Genomic DNA, 18168 nt, shown 5'->3' on the forward strand with positions numbered 1-18168 from the left:
AAACAGCCCTGCTCTAAGCGTCAGGTCTTAAAGCAGAGTGAGTAAGAATAGGTAAAATATCAAGAAGGTGGTACAGTGATCGATATCTCCTGAAATCTAGAGATACAAAGGCCTATAGGGTGAGTGGGTTAAGCTTTAGGGAATAGAAGATAAGGCGTTTTAGTCGTGCCTAAGAGTCTTTCAGTATTACTGCCTTGAAGAAGCTCACGTAACCGCGATTGACCAAATGCGCCAGACATTAAAAGGCCGATATCATGCTCGTTTTGGTAATAGTGTAAAGCAGCTCTGACATCACGGCAGTCTAGTAGCTTCTTTTTGCAATGGATACCGGATTGTTTGAGACGGGCATATGCCTCACGTAGCGCATCACAGTTTTCGGCGTTTTCCTTACCTACCATCACGATATGAATGCTCAAAGCGCGCACAAGCGGTGTTTTACACAACCAATTTAACATTTTGTGAGAGGTGGCACGATTGTCAAAAGCAAATAACGCACTCTTTGGGGGCATAAACGGTGTGTGTGTCACCAAAATGGGGCAAAGACTGGGACGGATCAGCTGACTCAGTGTTGATTTACAGGTCACATGATGCCCGAGGACAATCAGCTGTGACTTTTCATCGACATAGTCGATACTCTCACTCAAGCTTGCATGTCGATGTAGGCTATAGATTTTGCGTTTGTGCAAACTTTGTTCACAATATGCGGCTGCTTGATGCAGTAGCAACTGACCTTGTGCCTTAAGCTCAGAGTTGCCTTGATGCTCATGAGTGGTAAAGTTATCCAACAGTATGTTTTCATCATCGATATTCAAGCAACCTGAATAATTGATGGCTGCCTTCTGTTGTAAGCTTGGCACAGCATGTAGTAGCCCAATGGGCGCCTGCAGGCGGTTAGATGCCCACATGCTAGCATCTAGCACCGCTTGCACGTGATCAGGACAGTCTAGACAAGCAATCACACTATCTGGCTTTAAGTTACTCATAAGGCAACCACATTATTTGAATAGTCATCAAACCCAACGAAGATGATATATAGTCCGTTCAACATAAAAAGTATGAAGATTTCAACCTGCTACTGGTATTCACTTTCCTTGCGTGCTGCTAGACAAAAGCGATGCAACGGCACTCTAAAAGAAAGCATCCCAGCAGCAGGTCAATACGTTTAGGTTGAATCGACTCTAACGCTATCAGGCGCTGTTAGTCTAATAGACCAATATCACGGCGATCATGGACAGAGAAGCGATCAATGAGGGTGCGACTGGCACTATTAAGACCAACCACCTTGACATCAATCCCTTCTCGTTGCAAGCGAATGACCAGCTTGTCTAAAGTGTCTACCGCAGTCACATCCCAAAAGTGTGCTTGGCTGACATCAATCTGTACATTATCAAGCGCTTCTTTGGTATCGAAGCTGTCTAAAAATTGCGTCGTTGAAGCAAAAAATACTTGCCCTTGTACATAATAGTAACGGGTATTGGTGCTGTCATCATACTCGCTAAATATGGTCAAGAACTGACCGATCTTATTGGCAAATGATAAAGCAGACAAGAGCACGCCAACCCCAACACCATAGGCAAGGTTATGGGTAAACACAGTGGTCAATACTGTCGCTAGCATCACGATATTAAAGGACATTGGATGAGTTTTGAACTCACGAATAGATTGCCAGTTAAAGGTACCAATCGATACCATAATCATCACGGCAACCAACGCTGCCATCGGTATCTGGCTGACCCATTCGCTCAAAAACACCACCATAATCAAGAGCACAACACCAGCGATAAGAGTAGACAGACGGGTGCGCCCACCAGATTTTACGTTGATGACCGACTGACCTATCATCGCACAGCCAGCCATACCACCGAAAAACCCTGAAGCGACGTTGGCAATACCTTGACCACGGCACTCACGGTTTTTATCACTCGGCGTATCTGTTAAGTCGTCAACAATAGTTGCAGTCATCATAGACTCAAGCAGACCGACCACAGCAAGTGCCATAGAATAAGGCGCAATAATGAGTAAGGTCTCTAACGTCAACGGAATATCTGGTAATAAAAACATCGGCAGCGTATCAGGCAAGTCGCCCATATCACCGACATTACGAATGTCTAAGCCCATATACAGAGCAACAGCAGTCAGACCAACAATACAAATAAGCGGTGAAGGAATGATTTTGCCGATTTTTGGAATATGCGGAAAGCCATAAATAATGGCAAGCCCAGCTGCCGTCATAAGGTAGACCGGCAGTCCCACTCTGTCTATCGCAGGATTGAGCTCAGGCAACTGAGCCATAAAAATTAAGATGGCCAATGCGTTCACAAAGCCGATAACTACTGAGCGGGACACAAAGCGCATCAGGTTACCAAGCTTTAAAACACCCATGATAAACTGAATGACACCACACAGTAACGTCGCAGCCAGTAAGTATTGCAGACCATGATCGGCAACCAAAGTCACCATCACCAAAGCCATAGCGCCAGTTGCGGCTGAGATCATCCCAGGGCGACCACCGACAAAACTGATCACGACGGCAATACAAAACGAAGCGTATAATCCAACTTTTGGATCGACACCAGCGATGATAGAAAAAGCAATGGCTTCAGGAATCAGCGCCAGCGCTACCACTAGCCCTGATAAAATATCGCCACGTATATTCGAAAACCATTCGTCATATAAACTATCAAAAAGAGAGGTCATAAGTAAACTACATACAATTAGAGGCAAACAAAAGTAAGCGTCATCTAGGGTGTGTTAACCATGCAACACGCCCGAATAGCCAGCATTTATTACAAACAACCCTCGTCTATAGTAAATAACAGCTATTAGAATAATCATTACTGCGTCGCTTAACAAACCAATACCGTTAAGCGGTCTTGCACTTGCATTACCCTCAAAGGTTAAAACTATCATGGTCCAATGGACACAAGAGCGGCGTTACTGAATAAACCACCGTCTCACTAATCGTAAAGTATGATAAAAACCTAAGATGATACATAAATGACCACGATAAACTATCGTGGTAGGTAGATTGTCAGTTCAATGGGCAACACGTCCTACTGTCATGACGTTGTGAGCTGTTACTAAAAGCGATGCGTCTATAGCTTAATAAAAGATATCAGACCAAGCTGGCATACAAAACTAAATAACCAGTTCAGACTTCAGTAACTTAACATAAAATTATGCGCATAATAGCACAAAGTAATAAAAAAGCAGTACCGAAAAATGAACGATACCGTTATCATGCTCATCATTACCATACAAATACTGCGCTTACCCTCCAATCACAAGATGAGTTTGAGATGCAGATGGCTGACGACAGATGATTATAGAGCACTATAAAAGGAAAGCATATGACGACCGTAATTCCAAAAGAACTGATCCATAAAGGCGATGGGCTACAAGTAGTGGTCGGATTAGGGCAGTCAGGGTTGTCAGTAGCACGCTATCTGACCGAACAAGGCTACCGAGTAGCAGTCACAGATAAGCAGTCAGCCCCTACGTTGGCAGCACAGCTGCCTGCAGCGGTTGATATTCGTCAGTTTGGCGCTATTGATACCGAGCTATTGCTGCAAGCGACACGTATCATCATTAGTCCTGGTATTCCGCTAACAACTGAAGCCGTGGTTGCCGCCCGACAAGCAAATATTCCCGTGGTAAGCGACGTTCAGTTATTTTGTGAAGCCTGTGAGGTACCTATAGTCGCTATCACAGGCTCCAATGCCAAAAGCACTGTGACTACCTTAGTCGGGCAGATGGCTGCTGATGCTGGTATCAATGTGGGCGTTGGCGGTAATATTGGCGTGCCGGCATTAAACCTGCTTGCGAATAATGATATGGCTTTGGCTGTGCTTGAGTTGTCGAGCTTTCAATTAGAGACGGTGACCAATTTAGGCGCACAGGTAGCGACCGTGCTCAACATGTCCCCCGATCATCTGGACCGTCATGGCGATATGCTTGGCTATCATCAAGCCAAACACCGCATTTTTCAAGGTGCTCAGTCAGTTGTGATCAACCGTGAAGACGCGCTGACGCGTCCATTGGTCGCTGATAATTTGCCACGAATCAGTACGGGCATCCATGCGCCAGACAAAGGACAATATGGGTTGATTACCGATCCTGATGGGCAAGTTTATTTGGCACGTGGTACTGAACGCTTGCTATCAGCTGATAAGCTACTGGTAAAAGGCCGTCATAATCTGCTAAATGCTCAAGCCGCTTTGGCATTAGGTGAGCTTGCTGGACTGCCCCTAGAGCGTATGTTGATGACTTTACAGCATTTTACAGGACTAGAGCATCGGTGTCAGTATGTGGCACAAGTGGCAGATATCGACTACTTCAATGACTCTAAAGGGACTAATATTGGTTCGACCATGGCGGCTATTGAAGGCTTGGGCGCTGTTTATGCTCCCAAAGATGGTAAGCTATTATTGATTTTGGGTGGTCAAGGTAAAGGGCAGCAGTTTGGAGAGCTTGTGCCCCTAATCAATCAATATGTGAGCCAAGTGCTGCTGATTGGTGAAGACAGCACGCAGATTGAAGCGCATTTAAGCGCAGCACAGTTAGATGATGATGTTGTGCGGCATCAATGTCAGACACTAGAAGGCGCATTTGCTACGATTAAAGATGTCACGGCCAGCAGCTTGTCACAAGTCAAAGCTGTACTGTTATCACCCGCTTGTGCCAGCTTTGATCAGTACGCCAGCTATAGCGCTCGTGGTGAACATTTCACTCAGTTGGTAGCGCAGCTCGCTACAGACGTGTGATAGTGACGATACTGTTATTTAATATCGGCAAAGCAGTACTCATTTGTGAATCATTAACTGTGACTGAGGATAAATGATTGTTTTGATTGTCAATTACTGCTACTGTCAATGACAATCAAGCAGCTCTAAATCAGCATCGAGCTTGCTTACTTCTGATGGTATTTTTTAGCTGACTCTGATACCTAGTGTTAGTACCCAATATCTTGGTTTTGTCTTAACGGTGGCGTTTGATAAACGCTGTGTTTTCTGGTTTTTTAGTGTACTCAAAATATTATGGCGCTCTCTTTTCTTTCTCGTTCTTCGCAAAAAACTCGATCTACCCTTGATTCGGATGGGGTTTTGTCTTGGCCGTCTGCCCGCGCTATATTATTGTCTAGTGTCGGTTGTATGATGGTGCTCAGCCTATTGATGGTTGCTTCTGCCTCTATTCCTTTTGCGCTTAGCCGTGGCATGACAGAATTGCATTTTTTTGAGAACCAACTGCTATATATGGGTATAGGCTTGCTTGTTGCAGCGATACCTTATTATTTTGTATCCCTAAAAATGCTGTACAGAACTGAGACTCAGTTTATACTCTTGGCAGTGACCGGCGCACTGCTTATAGCGACATTGTTTGGCACCCCTATTAATGGCTCAAAACGCTGGTTGGATTTAGGCGTGATTAACTTTCAGGTGGCGGAGCTTGCGAAGTTAGTGGTCGTGGTGTTTGTCGCTGATTTTGTAGTACGGCGCTCTTTTGAGGTGCGCAATGGCTGGGACGGGTTTTTACGCATTTCTTTAGTTATTGGCTTGCTTACTTTTTTATTACTACTACAGCCTGACTTTGGTTCCTTAGTGGTAATTGTCGGTACGGTATTTGCGATATTTTATATTGCAGGTGCTCCATATAAGCAGTTCATTGCACTGGCCGCAGTCGTGGGTGTACTTGGTGTAATGGCGGTGACTATGGTGCAGTATCGACTGACTAGGGCGCTGTCGTTTTTAGACCCTTTTGATGATATTCAAGATACCGACTATCAATTAGCCCGAAGCTTGATTGCCTTTGGCCGTGGGGAGTTCACTGGGGTAGGCTATGGTGAGAGTGTGCAGAAACTGGCGCATTTACCTGAGGCGCATACCGACTTTTTATTAGCCATTACCGGTGAAGAGCTAGGATTCGTCGGCGTAGCGATGGTATTAATACTAGAGGCTCTTATTATCGGTAGTGCCATGCGTATCAGCTATAATGCCCTAAAACGTCGGCAAATGCGCATGAGTTATACTGCTTTTGGTATCGGTATTATTTTTATCGCACAAACCATTATTAATGCAGGAATGAACATGGGAGCGATGCCGACCAAAGGGCTGACCATGCCGTTTTTTAGTTATGGCGGTTCATCCATGCTGATAAGTTTGGTTATGGTAGCGCTACTACTTAAGATCAATAAGGAAAGCCCTAATATAGAAAAAAGCCAGTGCCGTTACTATTAGTCACTCTAGTCCATACTAGGGCGTATTGGACATTTAACTCTGGCACGGGCAGAGTGTATTTGCCTTGAGGGCTTTGTATTAGGGCAGGTTTAATGCGTGCTTATTTTTTAATGGGGCATTATCCCATTGTGCAACCGCCTGTAACAGCATACGCTCAGGGGTATCTAAGGCGATGGGAGGCTGCTGCAAAAGCCTCAAAGCTTTGGCAATGAGCTTGCTTGGGTCACGAGTATCGATAGGCTGAGCGAGATTTTGTTTGGAGAGCTTTTGCCCATCAGCATGACATATCAGCGGCAAATGATACCAATAATCTACAGTAGATAAGTTGGCAGCGCTCATGACACTGATTTGAGCCGTGGTCATCGGTAAAATATCTAAGCCGCGCATGATATGCGTTACTTGTTGTAGGCCATCATCGATACTGGCAGCCAAAATATAGTTGATCATCCCATCTTGGCGACGTACCACCATATCACCCAAGGTGTGCTGTGGATTACTCCACTGCATGCCTTGAATGCCATCCATAAAGCCAATCGTGTGGTTCGGCAGTTGTATACGCTGCTTGTGGGTGTCTTTGTCAAGGTGAGCGTCTATGCAGCAGCGAGGGTAGCGCTGTCTATTAAGCTTGTTTTTATTGGGATTGTCAGATTGAGAATTTGCTAAGACGGCTTTTTTTGACCAGTACTGTGCCAAACTTTTACGTGAGCACTGACAAGCATAAATGAGCGGTTCTAGGTATGATGACAGATAGTCGTTATATATATCTAAACGCTCAGATTGATAGATAATGTCGCTGTCCCAATGCAGGCCAAGAACCTCTAGGTCTATTAATATTTGCTCACTAAACTGGCGATCGCAGCGCTCAGTATCGGTGTCCTCGATACGTAGTAGCCACTTACCTCCTAACGACTTAATATGACAGTAACTGGCCAGAGCTGTCGTTAAGGAGCCAAGGTGTAACTCTCCCGTTGGAGAAGGAGCAAAGCGTCCTATAGGTTGTATAGGCTTGGGCACCGTTGGATGTTTAGTATGGATGTTTAATGAAGTCAAAATAAGCAGCGATTGATAGTAGAAATAGATAGAATAAATAAAACGCTTCTAAAAAGCCAGATATAAAAATACAAAAAGCGACCACACTAGTGGTCGCTTTTTGATACTGATGCGTGTGTGCAAGGCTTTAGCAGACATGAACAAAAGATAAGGCGTCAGCTTAAGTGTGCCCTTGGTTTTGGCGCTCTTTCATCTCAGATAATGTCTTGCAGTCGATACATTGGGTCGCTGTAGGACGTGCCTCTAGGCGACGCAAACCAATCTCCACCCCGCAAGTTTCACAAAAGCCATAATCTTCACTTTCAATCTCAGCGATAGACTTATCAATTTTGCGAATCAGTTTGCGCTCACGGTCACGAGTACGAAGCGCTAAAGCAAACTCTTCTTCTTGAGTCGCACGATCATTGATGTCTGGCATTGCACTTGATTCATCTTGAATATAAGTCTTAGTACGATCAGCTTCACCAATGAGTTGGTTTTTCCAGTCTAACAAAATATTTCTAAAATGCTCTAATTGCGCATCAGACATATATTCTTCATCTTTAGCGGGCGTATAAGGGGTGAATTTAACATCACCTGGGTTTGTAGTCACAGTGTTCATATGGGTATCCTAGTTTTTCAAATTAAGTCAACAAAACGATATTCTAAAAGACAATAGGCCAATGCTTTCAATGAGCACAAGGGTCGTTCTGTCTTTTATAAAACGTTTTACCACGTGGTCACGCAAGTAACACAGAGGATCTCATGATACATTTATATCGGTATCACTCTTATGATGATTGCCGATTGCGAAAACTTGGCTGGTGGTTGTTGTAGCTGTCCTAGCCATTGTTTTATTTTTATTACCTAACTTCTTACGTTAGTGTTCCTACTTCCTTAAAGATTGATATAGCACAGGTATATTTGCAGTATCGGTTATTTTAGCCAACTTGCCTAGTATTATTTTTAACAGATCATTCTATGTTAATTTTCAAAAGTAGACTATCTTTTTTAGTCTCTTGGGATAGTAGTCAACTGGCTTGCCAAAACTGGCTGTCAAGTATCCAGTCTATTAACCCAGCTTGCAACCTGTCCATTGTTGGCTAATTGCAACCAACGGTAACCGGGTTGGGCTTGTTTATCAAAGGCAAACTCATCTTCAAAAGGCTTAAACTGATAACAGGTAGAAGGCGTGGTAAGCACAACGATACCTGCATGATGACGAGTCTGCTCTTGATGTGTATGACCACTGACGATGACCTTTAAGTGTCCATATGCGGATATTCTTTGCCAAAATTCATCAGTGTTTTTTGCGATATGGGCATCTATCCATTCTGATTGCATAGGCAGTACATGATGATGCAGCGCCAGCAGCGTTGGTTTGCTACAAACTTGTAATTGTGTACATAGCCAATCAATATCAGCGTCAGTAATCTCACCTGCTACCTTGCCAGGGACCGATGAGTCTAGCAATAGCAGCTGCCAGTATTTGGTATCAATGACATGACGACTTAAAAGGCGCTTATCTGCCGCTTTCGCCACGAAGCGTCGTTGATGAAAGGGTAGGTCACTATTAATCTCGTCGGTGACATCGTGGTTACCAGCAATACAGGCAAAAGGGATATTTGTAGCCGTTAATACTTCAAAGATATAATCGTAAATGGTGGTCTTAACTTCATTGACCAAATCCCCAGTAACCAAAATAAGGTCACAACGGATATCATCACTCAATGCTTGCTTCAAAACCGCCTCAAAACTTTGTTGACAACGACGCTTTAGGGTAGGAGCTTGCTCATCCGCATCGTCGATACTGGCCAAATGCATGTCTGTTATTTGCAATACATTAATAGAGTCATCAATCGAGCGAAGACTACTAACAGGATATTGTGGCATAGTATCAAACCTTTATAAGGCAGCGTTTAAGCGAACTTATAGCACAAATTATAAAAAACCTCTAGTGAAAACTATCAAATAATGTTCGCTGTCTGATTTATGGGTTGCTGTAGTCTCTGCACGTACGACAAACACTGATACTAAGCTTGTTTTTGCAAAAACTTAGACGCAATAAGAGCAGCAAAAAACAAAATGGCCAATACCAAGACGATGGCAAGACCGGTCTGTATATCGATCCATACACTGCCCCATACGCCTAAAGTGACACCTACTTGAGCAATAATCAGTGACATTACAACCATTTGTTTGGGAGCAGTTGACCATAGCCGAGCAGTGAGCGCAGGCAGCACCAGCAAGCCACTAATCAGTAAACTACCAACTGCTTGTAAGGCAATCGCACAAAACCCTGCCAAAACGCCCATAAAAAACAATCGTTGGCGAGTCGGGTTGATGCCTTGGATACGAGCTAAGGCTTCATGAGTCGCAAGCTTTAATTGTGCAGGCCAGATATAGCCTAAAAAAGCCAAACCAATCAGCACACTGACCATGAGCGCTGGCAAGTCGGCCCAATCTAGCTCAAGTAGGTTTCCAAACAAAAATCCCAATACATTCGCTTGTTGATCTGTCAACTGCGTCAAAGTCAGTAGACCTAGACAGAGTAGGGAGACAGCGACCACTGCCAGTACCGCATCGACAGGCAAGCGCTCATCATCGATCAGCACCAGTCCTGCGACGACCATGATGCTGACGATTACGATACCCATACCCATGGGCAGCTGCCACCAGACAGCGAGCCCTACTCCCAATAAAGTGCCATGCGCTAAAGCATCAGCAAAGAACGCCATGCGACGCCACAATACCAAGCAGCCAAGTGGCGCTGACAGTAACCCTAGAATACTGCCGGCAATCCAGGCAGGAGCAATGATGGCTAACCAAGCAGTCATAACAGCGAATATCCGTTAAAAGTTAAAAAGTCATTGCTTTAGCGTAGAGTGATGCGATAAAGCGATAAGCGTGAGTTGGCTATAATACGTCACTTGGAGCCTGATGTTCGCAATGATGAGGCTTATGCACATAGGGCTGCTCATAGTGGTGACCAAATAGCTTTTGAAACTCTGCGGTAATCGCAAGCTCACTAGGTTGTCCCTCACAGCAGATGTGCTTATTCAAACAAATCACTCGGCGACTGCCTTTCATGACCCAGTGTAGATCGTGCGATACTACTAACATGGCGCAGCGTAAGAAATCTGGCAGCTCGTCGATAAACTGATAGAGCCAAACCTCAGTATTAGGATCCAACCCTTGCATAGGCTCATCTAGTATCAACAGATTGGGTTTGTCTAATAGAGCACGTGCCATCAGTACCCTTTGAGTCTCTCCTCCTGAGAGATGCAGCATTTGCCGAGGCAGCAGATGATTTAGGGATAAATTATCAAAAATAAACTGACGCTGCGCTAAGGTCAGGCGCCGCTTATCTGCTTGTGCCAATAGGTCTTGAACTCTTAAAGGCAGTATAGGCGCTACCGTAAAACGCTGCGGCATATAGCCGAGCTGTAGCGGCTGATGAGCGGTGATATGGCCTTGAGTGGGTTGAATCAAACCTAAAATCAGCTTTACCAAAGTTGATTTTCCAGCGCCATTTGGCCCAATCAAGCTGACCGTCTCATTAACTGCGATATCAATATCGATATTGGTAACCAAGCCTTGTTGACCGATATGATAGCTCACATCCGTTAGGCTGAGCAGTGGCGTATGATGACTCATACCCATGACTGGCTGCTGATTTGAAGAAGAGAATAAAAGGCTCATACATTCACAATAGGTTGTTTGAAGTAATAAAAATTATAATGCTATCTTTCTTAAAGATGGTAAGTTTTTAGAAGTCGTCTTTGAGAGTCACTAAAAAAAGAGCGACTCTATTGGCAGCTCAAGCAGCGTCCGGTCAGCTCAATGACACTGTGCTCAACCATAAACCCTACATCCTGTTCAGCAAAGCTCACCATCTCTTGTATAGGCAAACTGCTACATTCTTGCACACGTTGACAGTGCTGACAGATAAAAAACGCAGCGGTATGTTGAGTACGCGGATGGCAGCAGGGAACATAAGCGTTGAGTGAGGTGAGTTGATGAATCAAGCCTTCACTCAATAAAAACTCCAAGCTGCGATAGACCGTTGGTGGTGCGACGTTTTTTGAGGTTTGGTGATTTGCGCTCTTATCTGTTGATTCTAAGCGTATTTGCTGGAGCTGAGTGATCAAATCATAAGCGCCTACAGGTTTGTTTGCCTCTAGTACCAATTGATATATTTGCTGACGGAGTGGCGTAAAACGTACGCCACGCAATCGAGACTGCTTTTTTGCTGCCTCTAAACGCTTAGCCACATCATCCGGCGTAAAGTGCTGAACATCATGTAAGTGTTCACAAGTAGATGAGATCATTGACACAACAGCCACTCCCAAAATTAATAGTGCGTTTTTAATTGTTATAGTATAACATACTACTACTGGTAACTTGTTAGGCTTTTCTAAAAAACAGGTCTAAAATAAAACGAACAGGACACACATCGCATGTATGCAAATGATCATCGCTGTATCCGCTTACTTAATAAAAGAAATAATCCACAAGGTTTTGCTGCTGTTACATCGTCTGACGTTGTAGCAAAGATATTTGAATGGTCCAAATATTGGATAGCAGCGACATTAATACTATGTGGCTCAATAATGATGAGTGCACAAGCAGCCACTGTCAGCGTCAGTAACTATCCGCTATTTTTATTAAGCGAGGCGGTGACAGAAGGTGCACCTTCTGCCAATCAATTGCTACAAGCAGGGGAGGTGGGACATCACGGTAGTGTCAGTCCTGGTGACATCAAGTCCATTCAGGACAGCACCTTTGTGGTCTGGTTTGGTGAGTCGCTAGAGAATAATCTGGCCTCAACTTTAAATAGTGCGCCTAATGCCATCTCCTTATTTGAGTTTAATGCGTTTAATCGTCATCCGTTACGTGATGTCAAAGGAAAGGCCGTTTCGAATACACTAGATCCCCACATTTGGTTAGACCCTGAAAACGCCAAAGCCATTACCCGTGCATTGGCAGTTATCCATAGCCATGCCAATCCGCAACACAAAAATTTATATCATGACAATGCAAAACGCTTCGCTCAGCGCATGGACAAAGCAGTACAACTAATGCAGCAAGGTAATCAAAAGTCTTATCCTTATTGGGCTTACCATGATGCTTATCAGTATATTGAAGCCAGTTTAGGGCTAAAAATGGTTGGGAGCTTAAGTGCCGATCATCATCTGTCTCCAAAAGCCAGTCAGCTGCGATGGCTTAACGAGAAGCGCCCTGCTAAGACAATGTGTTTGGTGGCTCAAGGCACTCCTGCGAAAGGACTGCTTGCCAAATTAAAACCTGTAAATACGACTATACAAGCTGAAGACATGAGCGGCAGCAAAACATTTGTAAGCGGCTGGCGTGCTATGGCTCAGCAGATACGCAACTGCATAGGTTAAATGGCTGTCCTGAACGACTGCGCCAAGGGCGACACCTGGCTGTTTAAAATAACAACCGAGCTTACGCAACCGCTATCGACATAGAGGTTGCCTGCAAGTGATAGTCATATCAGTAATATCGTTCATGTGATATAAGCGCTTTATTTCGAGTCAGTCATAGGTATCATTCAGCAGTCCTCGAGGCACAAAAGACAGCTTAAGGCAAAAAAGCAAACAAAGGTCATATTTTGCTTGCTTAATACCAAATTGCTCCTTATAATAAGTGGCGTTTTATTTTGGTTAAAAAGGTTGACTCTGGATAGCGAAGTATTTTTGCGGCCTATGATGTTTGCAATCTACTGCTATAATGCCACCGCTATATCATGGGATAGCTGATGACCAAACCTGCTACACGCACGCAAAAAGACAAGATAGCAACCTACATTAGGCGTCAAGCTTGGATATTGTTCGTATTGATAGTCAGTATTGCAATATTGGATAGTTTTTGGCTGCATAGTGGCTTGGTAGTCGCAAAAAGCACTGCATTAGGTGCCTTATTGAGCTTTAGCAGTCAAGTCATACTTGCTAGCTTTGTCTTTTGGTATACAGGTTACCGCGCCCGCCGGCATATTGTCAGTCAGATGTATCGTGGTCAAGTGATCAAATGGCTATTGACAGTGTTTGGTTTTGCCCTAATTTTTATTACCATACGACCTTTATCAGCGCCAGCACTATTCATAGGTTTTATCGTAATGCAGGTTAGTAACAGCTGGATGCTGTGGCACGTACGCTAGCTATATCATCGTGCTAATCATAAATTACCAGCGCAATGGCTATAAAAATAAATTATTACAATTTGATCTTAGCCATCAGATTCATATAAACACACGTGAAATCGACTAACTTACTCATAAAGCTGATAAAAAATTTATAATAGACTTTACATGAATGCAACGCTGCATTAAGATAGGCAGCTAATAAATTCGCTTATAGGCGCTGCATTGAGCGCTGGTTTTCTAAAACCACAAGCAAAGACTCAGATATCATGTTATATGCAAGTACAAAGGGCTAGTAATGAATACTCATAAGCCCTTTTTTGGTAGCCAAAATTTATTCAGGCTAGTACTACAGCACAATTGGGCTGGATGTTATTGATGACATGAGCATTCTAGCATTATAACTTTTACATAATAAACAGAACTCTATTTAAGCTGATGGCGTTATAGAGGCAGCGTATTTAAAATTATGTAGATAATCATGCTGGTCTACTCATCAGATAACAACCATATTTTTGGTAATTGATTAAATATTTGATTAATAAGAAGCTTACATTATGGCAGCCGAACAATCATCAACAGATTATATCTCTCACCATTTAACGAACTGGACGTATGGCTATTTGCCAGGCGAAGGCTGGAAGGTTGCCTATACTGCAGAAGAAGCGGGGCAAATGGGCTTCAATGCTATCCATCTAGACTCCATGCTGTGGTCAATCGGTCTCGGTATCTTGTTTTGTTGGTTCTTTTGGATGGTGGGCAAAAAAGTCACTTCAGATGTGCCTACCAAGACTCAAGCAGCAGTTGAGATGATCGTTGAGTTTGTTGATAACAACGTTCGTGATTCTTATAGTGGTAACTCGAAGCTGATTGCGCCTTTAGCACTAACCATCTTTGTTTGGATTTGGCTCATGAACCTGATGGATCTTATGCCAATCGACTTCATACCAGGGTTAGCTAGCAAAATCGGCGCTGCCATGGGAGCGGGTGGCGGTGATCCACATCACGTCTTTTTCAAAATTGTACCAACGACCGATCCTAATATCACTTTAGGTATGGCTTTTTCAGTATTTGCTTTGATTATCGGCTATAGCATCAAAGAAAAAGGTATTGGTGGTTTCATTGGTGAGCTGACGCTACATCCATTTAGCTCGAACAACCTTATTCTAAAAATTATTTTAATTCCTATCAACTTCATTCTAGAAGTAGTGACTTTGATTGCAAAACCAGTATCACTTGGCTTACGTCTGTTTGGAAACATGTATGCAGGTGAGCTTGTATTTATTCTGATTGCCTTGATGCCATTCTGGATTCAGTGGGCACTATCAGTACCATGGGCAATATTCCATATTTTAATTATTACCCTTCAAGCGTTCATCTTTATGATGCTGACGATAATCTACTTATCACTAGCTTCATCAACTGAACATTAATTAGACACTCATCAATAAATAGGTAAAGAGGATACATCAATGGATCCAGTATTAGGTAGTTCTACAGTTATCGCAGTTGCATTGCTTATCGGCGCAGGCGCCCTTGCAACTGGTATTGGCTTTGCTCTTTTAGGTGGCAAGTTCCTAGAAAGTGTTGCACGTCAGCCAGAGCTTGGTTCACAGTTGCAAACTCGTATGTTTATCGTAGCAGGTCTACTGGATGCTATTCCAATGATTGGTGTTGGTATTGCGATGCTACTATTATTCGCTAACCCTCTAGCAGGTTAATCAGAAAGCTCAGTTATAAATGTTTGGTTCTCATCTTTTGACAACCAAACATGATCAATGAAACTGATTTTTCATTAACAAAGAGGTGATCACGTGAATATCAATTTTACCATCATCGGTCAAGCCATTGCTTTTGCAATATTTGTGGTTTTTTGCATGAAATTCGTGTGGCCACCACTTATTGGCGCCATCAATGAACGTCAGCGTAAAATCGCTGATGGCTTAAATGCCGCTGAAAAAGCAAAAGCAGATTTGGCAACCGCTGAGCAAGATGCACAGCAAGAGCTTGATGCCGCAAAGGCTAAAGCTGCTGCACTCATTGAGCAAGCGAATAAAAGCGCTAACCAATTGGTTGAAGACGCCAAGTCGCAAGCACAAATAGAAGGCGAGCGTATTCGTCAACAAGCACAAGCTTCTATCGATCAAGAGATCAATCAAGCACGTGAGTCGTTACGTGCCCAAGTCGCTGAACTTTCTGTGCTTGGTGCTGAAAAGATTTTGCAAGATAAAGTCGATGTGCAAAAACATGCCAGTATGCTAGACCAACTGGCGGCTAAGCTGTAATTGTGAGGATATAATGGCTGACTTATCAACCTTAGCACGACCCTACGCTAAAGCCGCGTTTGACTATGCCAATGAAAATGGAGTGGTCAATGAGTGGGAAGACTTCCTATTTGTTGCCAGTATGATTGTCAATGACAAGTCGTTCCACACATTGCTAGACAATCCAGCCGTTGCTGCTGAGCATAAGTCAGCCGCTTTGGTCGATCTCTATGATACGCAAGTAGCAGGCGCTAATGATTCTGCTTTTAAGCAATCATTGAGTGCCACTCGTGGGCATAGCAATACCAACGTTAGCTACCCTAAAGTATCAACAGCGCTTAGCAACTTCGTTAATCAGCTATCAGAACAAGAGCGTCTGGCGCTGCTTCCTGAAGTTTATGAGCATTATCGTCGTCATAAGGCGCTAAGCTTAAAGCAGCTTGACGCTTATGTGACCACTGCCTATCCATTGACTGATGCACAGCGTGAGACATTGCAAGCACGTCTTGCAGCCTCGCTGAACGCAAGTGTGGTGATTCACGAGTCGGTCGATCCTAGTCTTTTGGCAGGCGCGATGATCAAAGTCGGTGACAAGGTCATTGATGATTCAATGCGCGGCAAGTTACAACAGTTAAAAACACAGCTAACTGCCTAATGCCATTCATAAGCTCAGTCTTGATAAAGTCTGTGCGAAATAAGAGCATTTAAGTCAGTGGGCGGGTTATCATAAATTAAAGGAAACAAGGCAATGCAACAATTGAATCCAGCGGAAATCAGTAGTCTGATTAAGCAGCGTATTCAAGACCTTGATGCGGGTGCAACTGCAAAGAATGAAGGCACGATTGTCAAAGTAGCTGACGGTATCGTGCAGATTCATGGTCTTGAAGATGCCATGTACGGCGAAATGATTGAGTTTGAAGGCGAAATCTACGGAATGGCGCTTAACTTAGAGCGTGATTCTGTCGGTGCAGTAGTCCTTGGGGATTACTTACAATTACAAGAAGGTCAAAAAGCCTATTGTACTGGTCGTATTCTTGAAGTACCAGTTGGTCCTGAACTATTAGGCCGTGTTGTTGATGCTTTGGGTAATCCTATTGATGGCAAAGGTCCTATTGATGCCAAAATGACGGATAAAGTCGAAAAAATCGCCCCAGGCGTTATCGACCGTCAATCCGTTGATGAGCCAGTCATGACTGGTTATAAAGCTGTCGATACCATGATTCCAATCGGTCGTGGCCAGCGTGAGCTGATCATTGGTGACCGTCAGACAGGTAAAACGGCATTAGCGATTGATACCATCATTGCACAAAAAACATCTGGTATTAAGTGTGTGTATGTGGCTGTTGGCCAAAAACGCTCTACCATCGCTAACGTTGTGCGTAAGCTTGAAGAGACTGGCGCTTTAGAGTACACCACGGTTGTGGTTGCGTCTGCTTCTGAGCCAGCAGCGCTTCAGTATATTGCTCCATACTCAGGCTGTACCATTGGCGAATACTTCCGTGATCGTGGTGAAGATGCGCTGATTGTATTTGATGACTTATCAAAGCAAGCCGTCGCCTATCGTCAGATCTCACTACTATTACGTCGTCCACCAGGTCGTGAAGCGTATCCAGGTGATGTATTCTATCTACATTCACGTCTTCTTGAGCGTGCCTCACGTGTCAACGCAGACTATGTAGAGAGATTTACCAACGGTGAAGTAAAAGGTAAAACTGGTTCATTAACCGCACTACCTATTATTGAAACTCAAGCAGGTGACGTCTCGGCATTCGTACCGACGAACGTGATCTCGATCACTGATGGTCAGATTTTCTTAGAATCAAGCCTATTCAACTCAGGTATTCGTCCGGCGGTTAACGCTGGTATTTCGGTATCACGTGTTGGTGGTTCGGCCCAGACTAAGATTATCAAAAAGCTGTCTGGTGGTATCCGTACGGCACTTGCCCAGTACCGTGAGCTTGCTGCATTTGCGCAGTTTGCCTCAGACCTAGATGACGCTACACGTGCACAGCTAGACCACGGTGAGCGTGTGACAGAGCTCATGAAGCAAAAACAGTATCAGCCGATGTCGATTGCAGAACAAGCGGCCGTTATCTATGCTTCAAACGAAGGCTACTTAGCAGACGTTCCTGTCGAAAAAATCGGTTCTTTTGAAGAGTCTTTCTTGCGCTATATGCATGATGAGCAAAGTGAGCTGATGCGTGAGATTAATGACACTGCAAATTATAATGACGACATTGCAGGTCGTTTAAAGTCAGCAGTTGAGACTTTCAAACAAAACCACAGTTACTAAGTTAATAAAGACTAAGTTAACGGGTTAAGCCGGTTTGGTTGGTTGTAGCTTTAGGCTAACTTTTAGTCAAATAGTGGCACGGTGTCTGATGACAATCGTGCCGTTATAGCCACAATCAACGGCATTTGACCGCGTAGTGCTACAGATATTGTTGCATTCGCCAATGCTTTTTTAACCCTCTTATAT

Annotated in this window: 17 protein-coding genes; 9 read left to right on the forward strand and 8 right to left on the reverse strand. The window is 43.9% G+C overall.

The window, feature by feature from the left end; all coding sequences use genetic code 11:
• Positions 1-128: 128 nt before the first annotated feature.
• On the reverse strand, positions 129-983 hold the full coding sequence (locus J3492_RS05440) for a universal stress protein (RefSeq protein ID WP_207990693.1): 855 nt from the start codon (positions 981-983) through the stop codon (positions 129-131).
• A 214-nt stretch (positions 984-1197) separates the two neighbouring features.
• Positions 1198-2697 (reverse strand): SulP family inorganic anion transporter, encoded by a 1500-nt coding sequence (locus J3492_RS05445; RefSeq protein WP_207990695.1) that lies wholly within the window; start codon positions 2695-2697, stop codon positions 1198-1200.
• A gap of 653 nt (positions 2698-3350) precedes the next feature.
• Between J3492_RS05445 and murD the strand changes: the two genes are divergently transcribed.
• Together murD and ftsW are read left to right on the forward strand one after the other, a co-directional pair.
• Entirely contained in the window at positions 3351-4763 is a 1413-nt protein-coding gene (gene murD, locus J3492_RS05450; protein ID WP_207990697.1) for a UDP-N-acetylmuramoyl-L-alanine--D-glutamate ligase, read from the forward strand.
• 273 nt (positions 4764-5036) lie between these two features.
• Entirely contained in the window at positions 5037-6233 is a 1197-nt protein-coding gene (gene ftsW / locus J3492_RS05455) for a putative lipid II flippase FtsW (RefSeq protein ID WP_207990699.1), read from the forward strand.
• 78 nt (positions 6234-6311) lie between these two features.
• Here ftsW and gluQRS read toward each other — a convergent pair whose 3' ends face one another.
• The 6 genes from gluQRS to J3492_RS05485 all read right to left on the reverse strand — a co-directional run bounded on the left by gluQRS (position 6312) and on the right by J3492_RS05485 (position 11593).
• Positions 6312-7283, reverse strand: a complete 972-nt coding sequence (gene gluQRS, locus J3492_RS05460) for a tRNA glutamyl-Q(34) synthetase GluQRS (RefSeq protein WP_243453124.1) — start codon at positions 7281-7283, stop codon at positions 6312-6314.
• Positions 7284-7443: 160 nt separating this feature from the next.
• Positions 7444-7884, reverse strand: coding sequence for an RNA polymerase-binding protein DksA (gene dksA, locus J3492_RS05465; RefSeq protein WP_207990701.1), 441 nt, complete (start codon positions 7882-7884; stop codon positions 7444-7446).
• Positions 7885-8318: 434 nt separating this feature from the next.
• The gene (locus J3492_RS05470) at positions 8319-9155 is read right to left on the reverse strand and encodes a metallophosphoesterase (protein WP_207990703.1); all 837 of its coding nucleotides are present in this window, start codon (positions 9153-9155) and stop codon (positions 8319-8321) included.
• A gap of 140 nt (positions 9156-9295) precedes the next feature.
• The gene (locus tag J3492_RS05475; RefSeq protein ID WP_207990705.1) at positions 9296-10099 is read right to left on the reverse strand and encodes a metal ABC transporter permease; all 804 of its coding nucleotides are present in this window, start codon (positions 10097-10099) and stop codon (positions 9296-9298) included.
• A 79-nt stretch (positions 10100-10178) separates the two neighbouring features.
• A complete protein-coding gene (locus J3492_RS05480) occupies positions 10179-10925 on the reverse strand; it encodes a metal ABC transporter ATP-binding protein (RefSeq protein WP_424108388.1) in 747 nt (248 codons plus the stop codon).
• A gap of 146 nt (positions 10926-11071) precedes the next feature.
• Positions 11072-11593 carry a transcriptional repressor gene (locus tag J3492_RS05485; protein ID WP_207990859.1) on the reverse strand — a complete coding sequence of 174 codons (522 nt, stop codon included), beginning with the start codon at positions 11591-11593 and terminating at the stop codon, positions 11072-11074.
• A gap of 129 nt (positions 11594-11722) precedes the next feature.
• Between J3492_RS05485 and J3492_RS05490 the strand changes: the two genes are divergently transcribed.
• From J3492_RS05490 to atpA, 7 genes are all read left to right on the forward strand, one after another.
• Positions 11723-12670, forward strand: a complete 948-nt coding sequence (locus tag J3492_RS05490; protein WP_207990707.1) for a metal ABC transporter solute-binding protein, Zn/Mn family — start codon at positions 11723-11725, stop codon at positions 12668-12670.
• A 374-nt stretch (positions 12671-13044) separates the two neighbouring features.
• Positions 13045-13443 carry an ATP synthase subunit I gene (locus J3492_RS05495; RefSeq protein WP_207990709.1) on the forward strand — a complete coding sequence of 133 codons (399 nt, stop codon included), beginning with the start codon at positions 13045-13047 and terminating at the stop codon, positions 13441-13443.
• A gap of 539 nt (positions 13444-13982) precedes the next feature.
• Positions 13983-14858 carry a F0F1 ATP synthase subunit A gene (gene atpB, locus J3492_RS05500; RefSeq protein WP_207990711.1) on the forward strand — a complete coding sequence of 292 codons (876 nt, stop codon included), beginning with the start codon at positions 13983-13985 and terminating at the stop codon, positions 14856-14858.
• A 39-nt stretch (positions 14859-14897) separates the two neighbouring features.
• Positions 14898-15146 (forward strand): F0F1 ATP synthase subunit C, encoded by a 249-nt coding sequence (gene atpE, locus J3492_RS05505; protein ID WP_207990713.1) that lies wholly within the window; start codon positions 14898-14900, stop codon positions 15144-15146.
• Between the two features lie 93 nt (positions 15147-15239).
• Entirely contained in the window at positions 15240-15710 is a 471-nt protein-coding gene (locus J3492_RS05510; protein WP_207990715.1) for a F0F1 ATP synthase subunit B, read from the forward strand.
• Positions 15711-15723: 13 nt separating this feature from the next.
• A complete protein-coding gene (locus J3492_RS05515; protein ID WP_207990717.1) occupies positions 15724-16344 on the forward strand; it encodes a F0F1 ATP synthase subunit delta in 621 nt (206 codons plus the stop codon).
• Positions 16345-16437: 93 nt separating this feature from the next.
• A complete protein-coding gene (atpA, locus tag J3492_RS05520; protein WP_207990719.1) occupies positions 16438-17982 on the forward strand; it encodes a F0F1 ATP synthase subunit alpha in 1545 nt (514 codons plus the stop codon).
• Positions 17983-18168 lie beyond the last annotated feature (186 nt).

It is taken from the genome of Psychrobacter coccoides (assembly GCF_017498085.1).
Lineage (GTDB): Bacteria > Pseudomonadota > Gammaproteobacteria > Pseudomonadales > Moraxellaceae > Psychrobacter > Psychrobacter coccoides.

Bases quoted from the DNA above. Each gene is read 5' to 3' on its own strand.
- J3492_RS05440 (WP_207990693.1), bottom strand. From the start codon at position 983: ATGAGTAACTTAAAGCCAGATAGTGTGATTGCTTGTCTAGACTGTCCT.
- J3492_RS05445 (WP_207990695.1), bottom strand. From the start codon at position 2,697: ATGACCTCTCTTTTTGATAGTTTATATGACGAATGGTTTTCGAATATA.
- murD (WP_207990697.1), top strand. From the start codon at position 3,351: ATGACGACCGTAATTCCAAAAGAACTGATCCATAAAGGCGATGGGCTA.
- ftsW (WP_207990699.1), top strand. From the start codon at position 5,037: ATGGCGCTCTCTTTTCTTTCTCGTTCTTCGCAAAAAACTCGATCTACC.
- dksA (WP_207990701.1), bottom strand. From the start codon at position 7,884: ATGAACACTGTGACTACAAACCCAGGTGATGTTAAATTCACCCCTTAT.
- J3492_RS05470 (WP_207990703.1), bottom strand. From the start codon at position 9,155: ATGCCACAATATCCTGTTAGTAGTCTTCGCTCGATTGATGACTCTATT.
- J3492_RS05475 (WP_207990705.1), bottom strand. From the start codon at position 10,099: ATGACTGCTTGGTTAGCCATCATTGCTCCTGCCTGGATTGCCGGCAGT.
- J3492_RS05480 (WP_424108388.1), bottom strand. From the start codon at position 10,925: ATGGGTATGAGTCATCATACGCCACTGCTCAGCCTAACGGATGTGAGC.
- J3492_RS05485 (WP_207990859.1), bottom strand. From the start codon at position 11,593: ATGATCTCATCTACTTGTGAACACTTACATGATGTTCAGCACTTTACG.
- J3492_RS05490 (WP_207990707.1), top strand. From the start codon at position 11,723: ATGTATGCAAATGATCATCGCTGTATCCGCTTACTTAATAAAAGAAAT.
- J3492_RS05495 (WP_207990709.1), top strand. From the start codon at position 13,045: ATGACCAAACCTGCTACACGCACGCAAAAAGACAAGATAGCAACCTAC.
- atpB (WP_207990711.1), top strand. From the start codon at position 13,983: ATGGCAGCCGAACAATCATCAACAGATTATATCTCTCACCATTTAACG.
- atpE (WP_207990713.1), top strand. From the start codon at position 14,898: ATGGATCCAGTATTAGGTAGTTCTACAGTTATCGCAGTTGCATTGCTT.
- J3492_RS05515 (WP_207990717.1), top strand. From the start codon at position 15,724: ATGGCTGACTTATCAACCTTAGCACGACCCTACGCTAAAGCCGCGTTT.
- atpA (WP_207990719.1), top strand. From the start codon at position 16,438: ATGCAACAATTGAATCCAGCGGAAATCAGTAGTCTGATTAAGCAGCGT.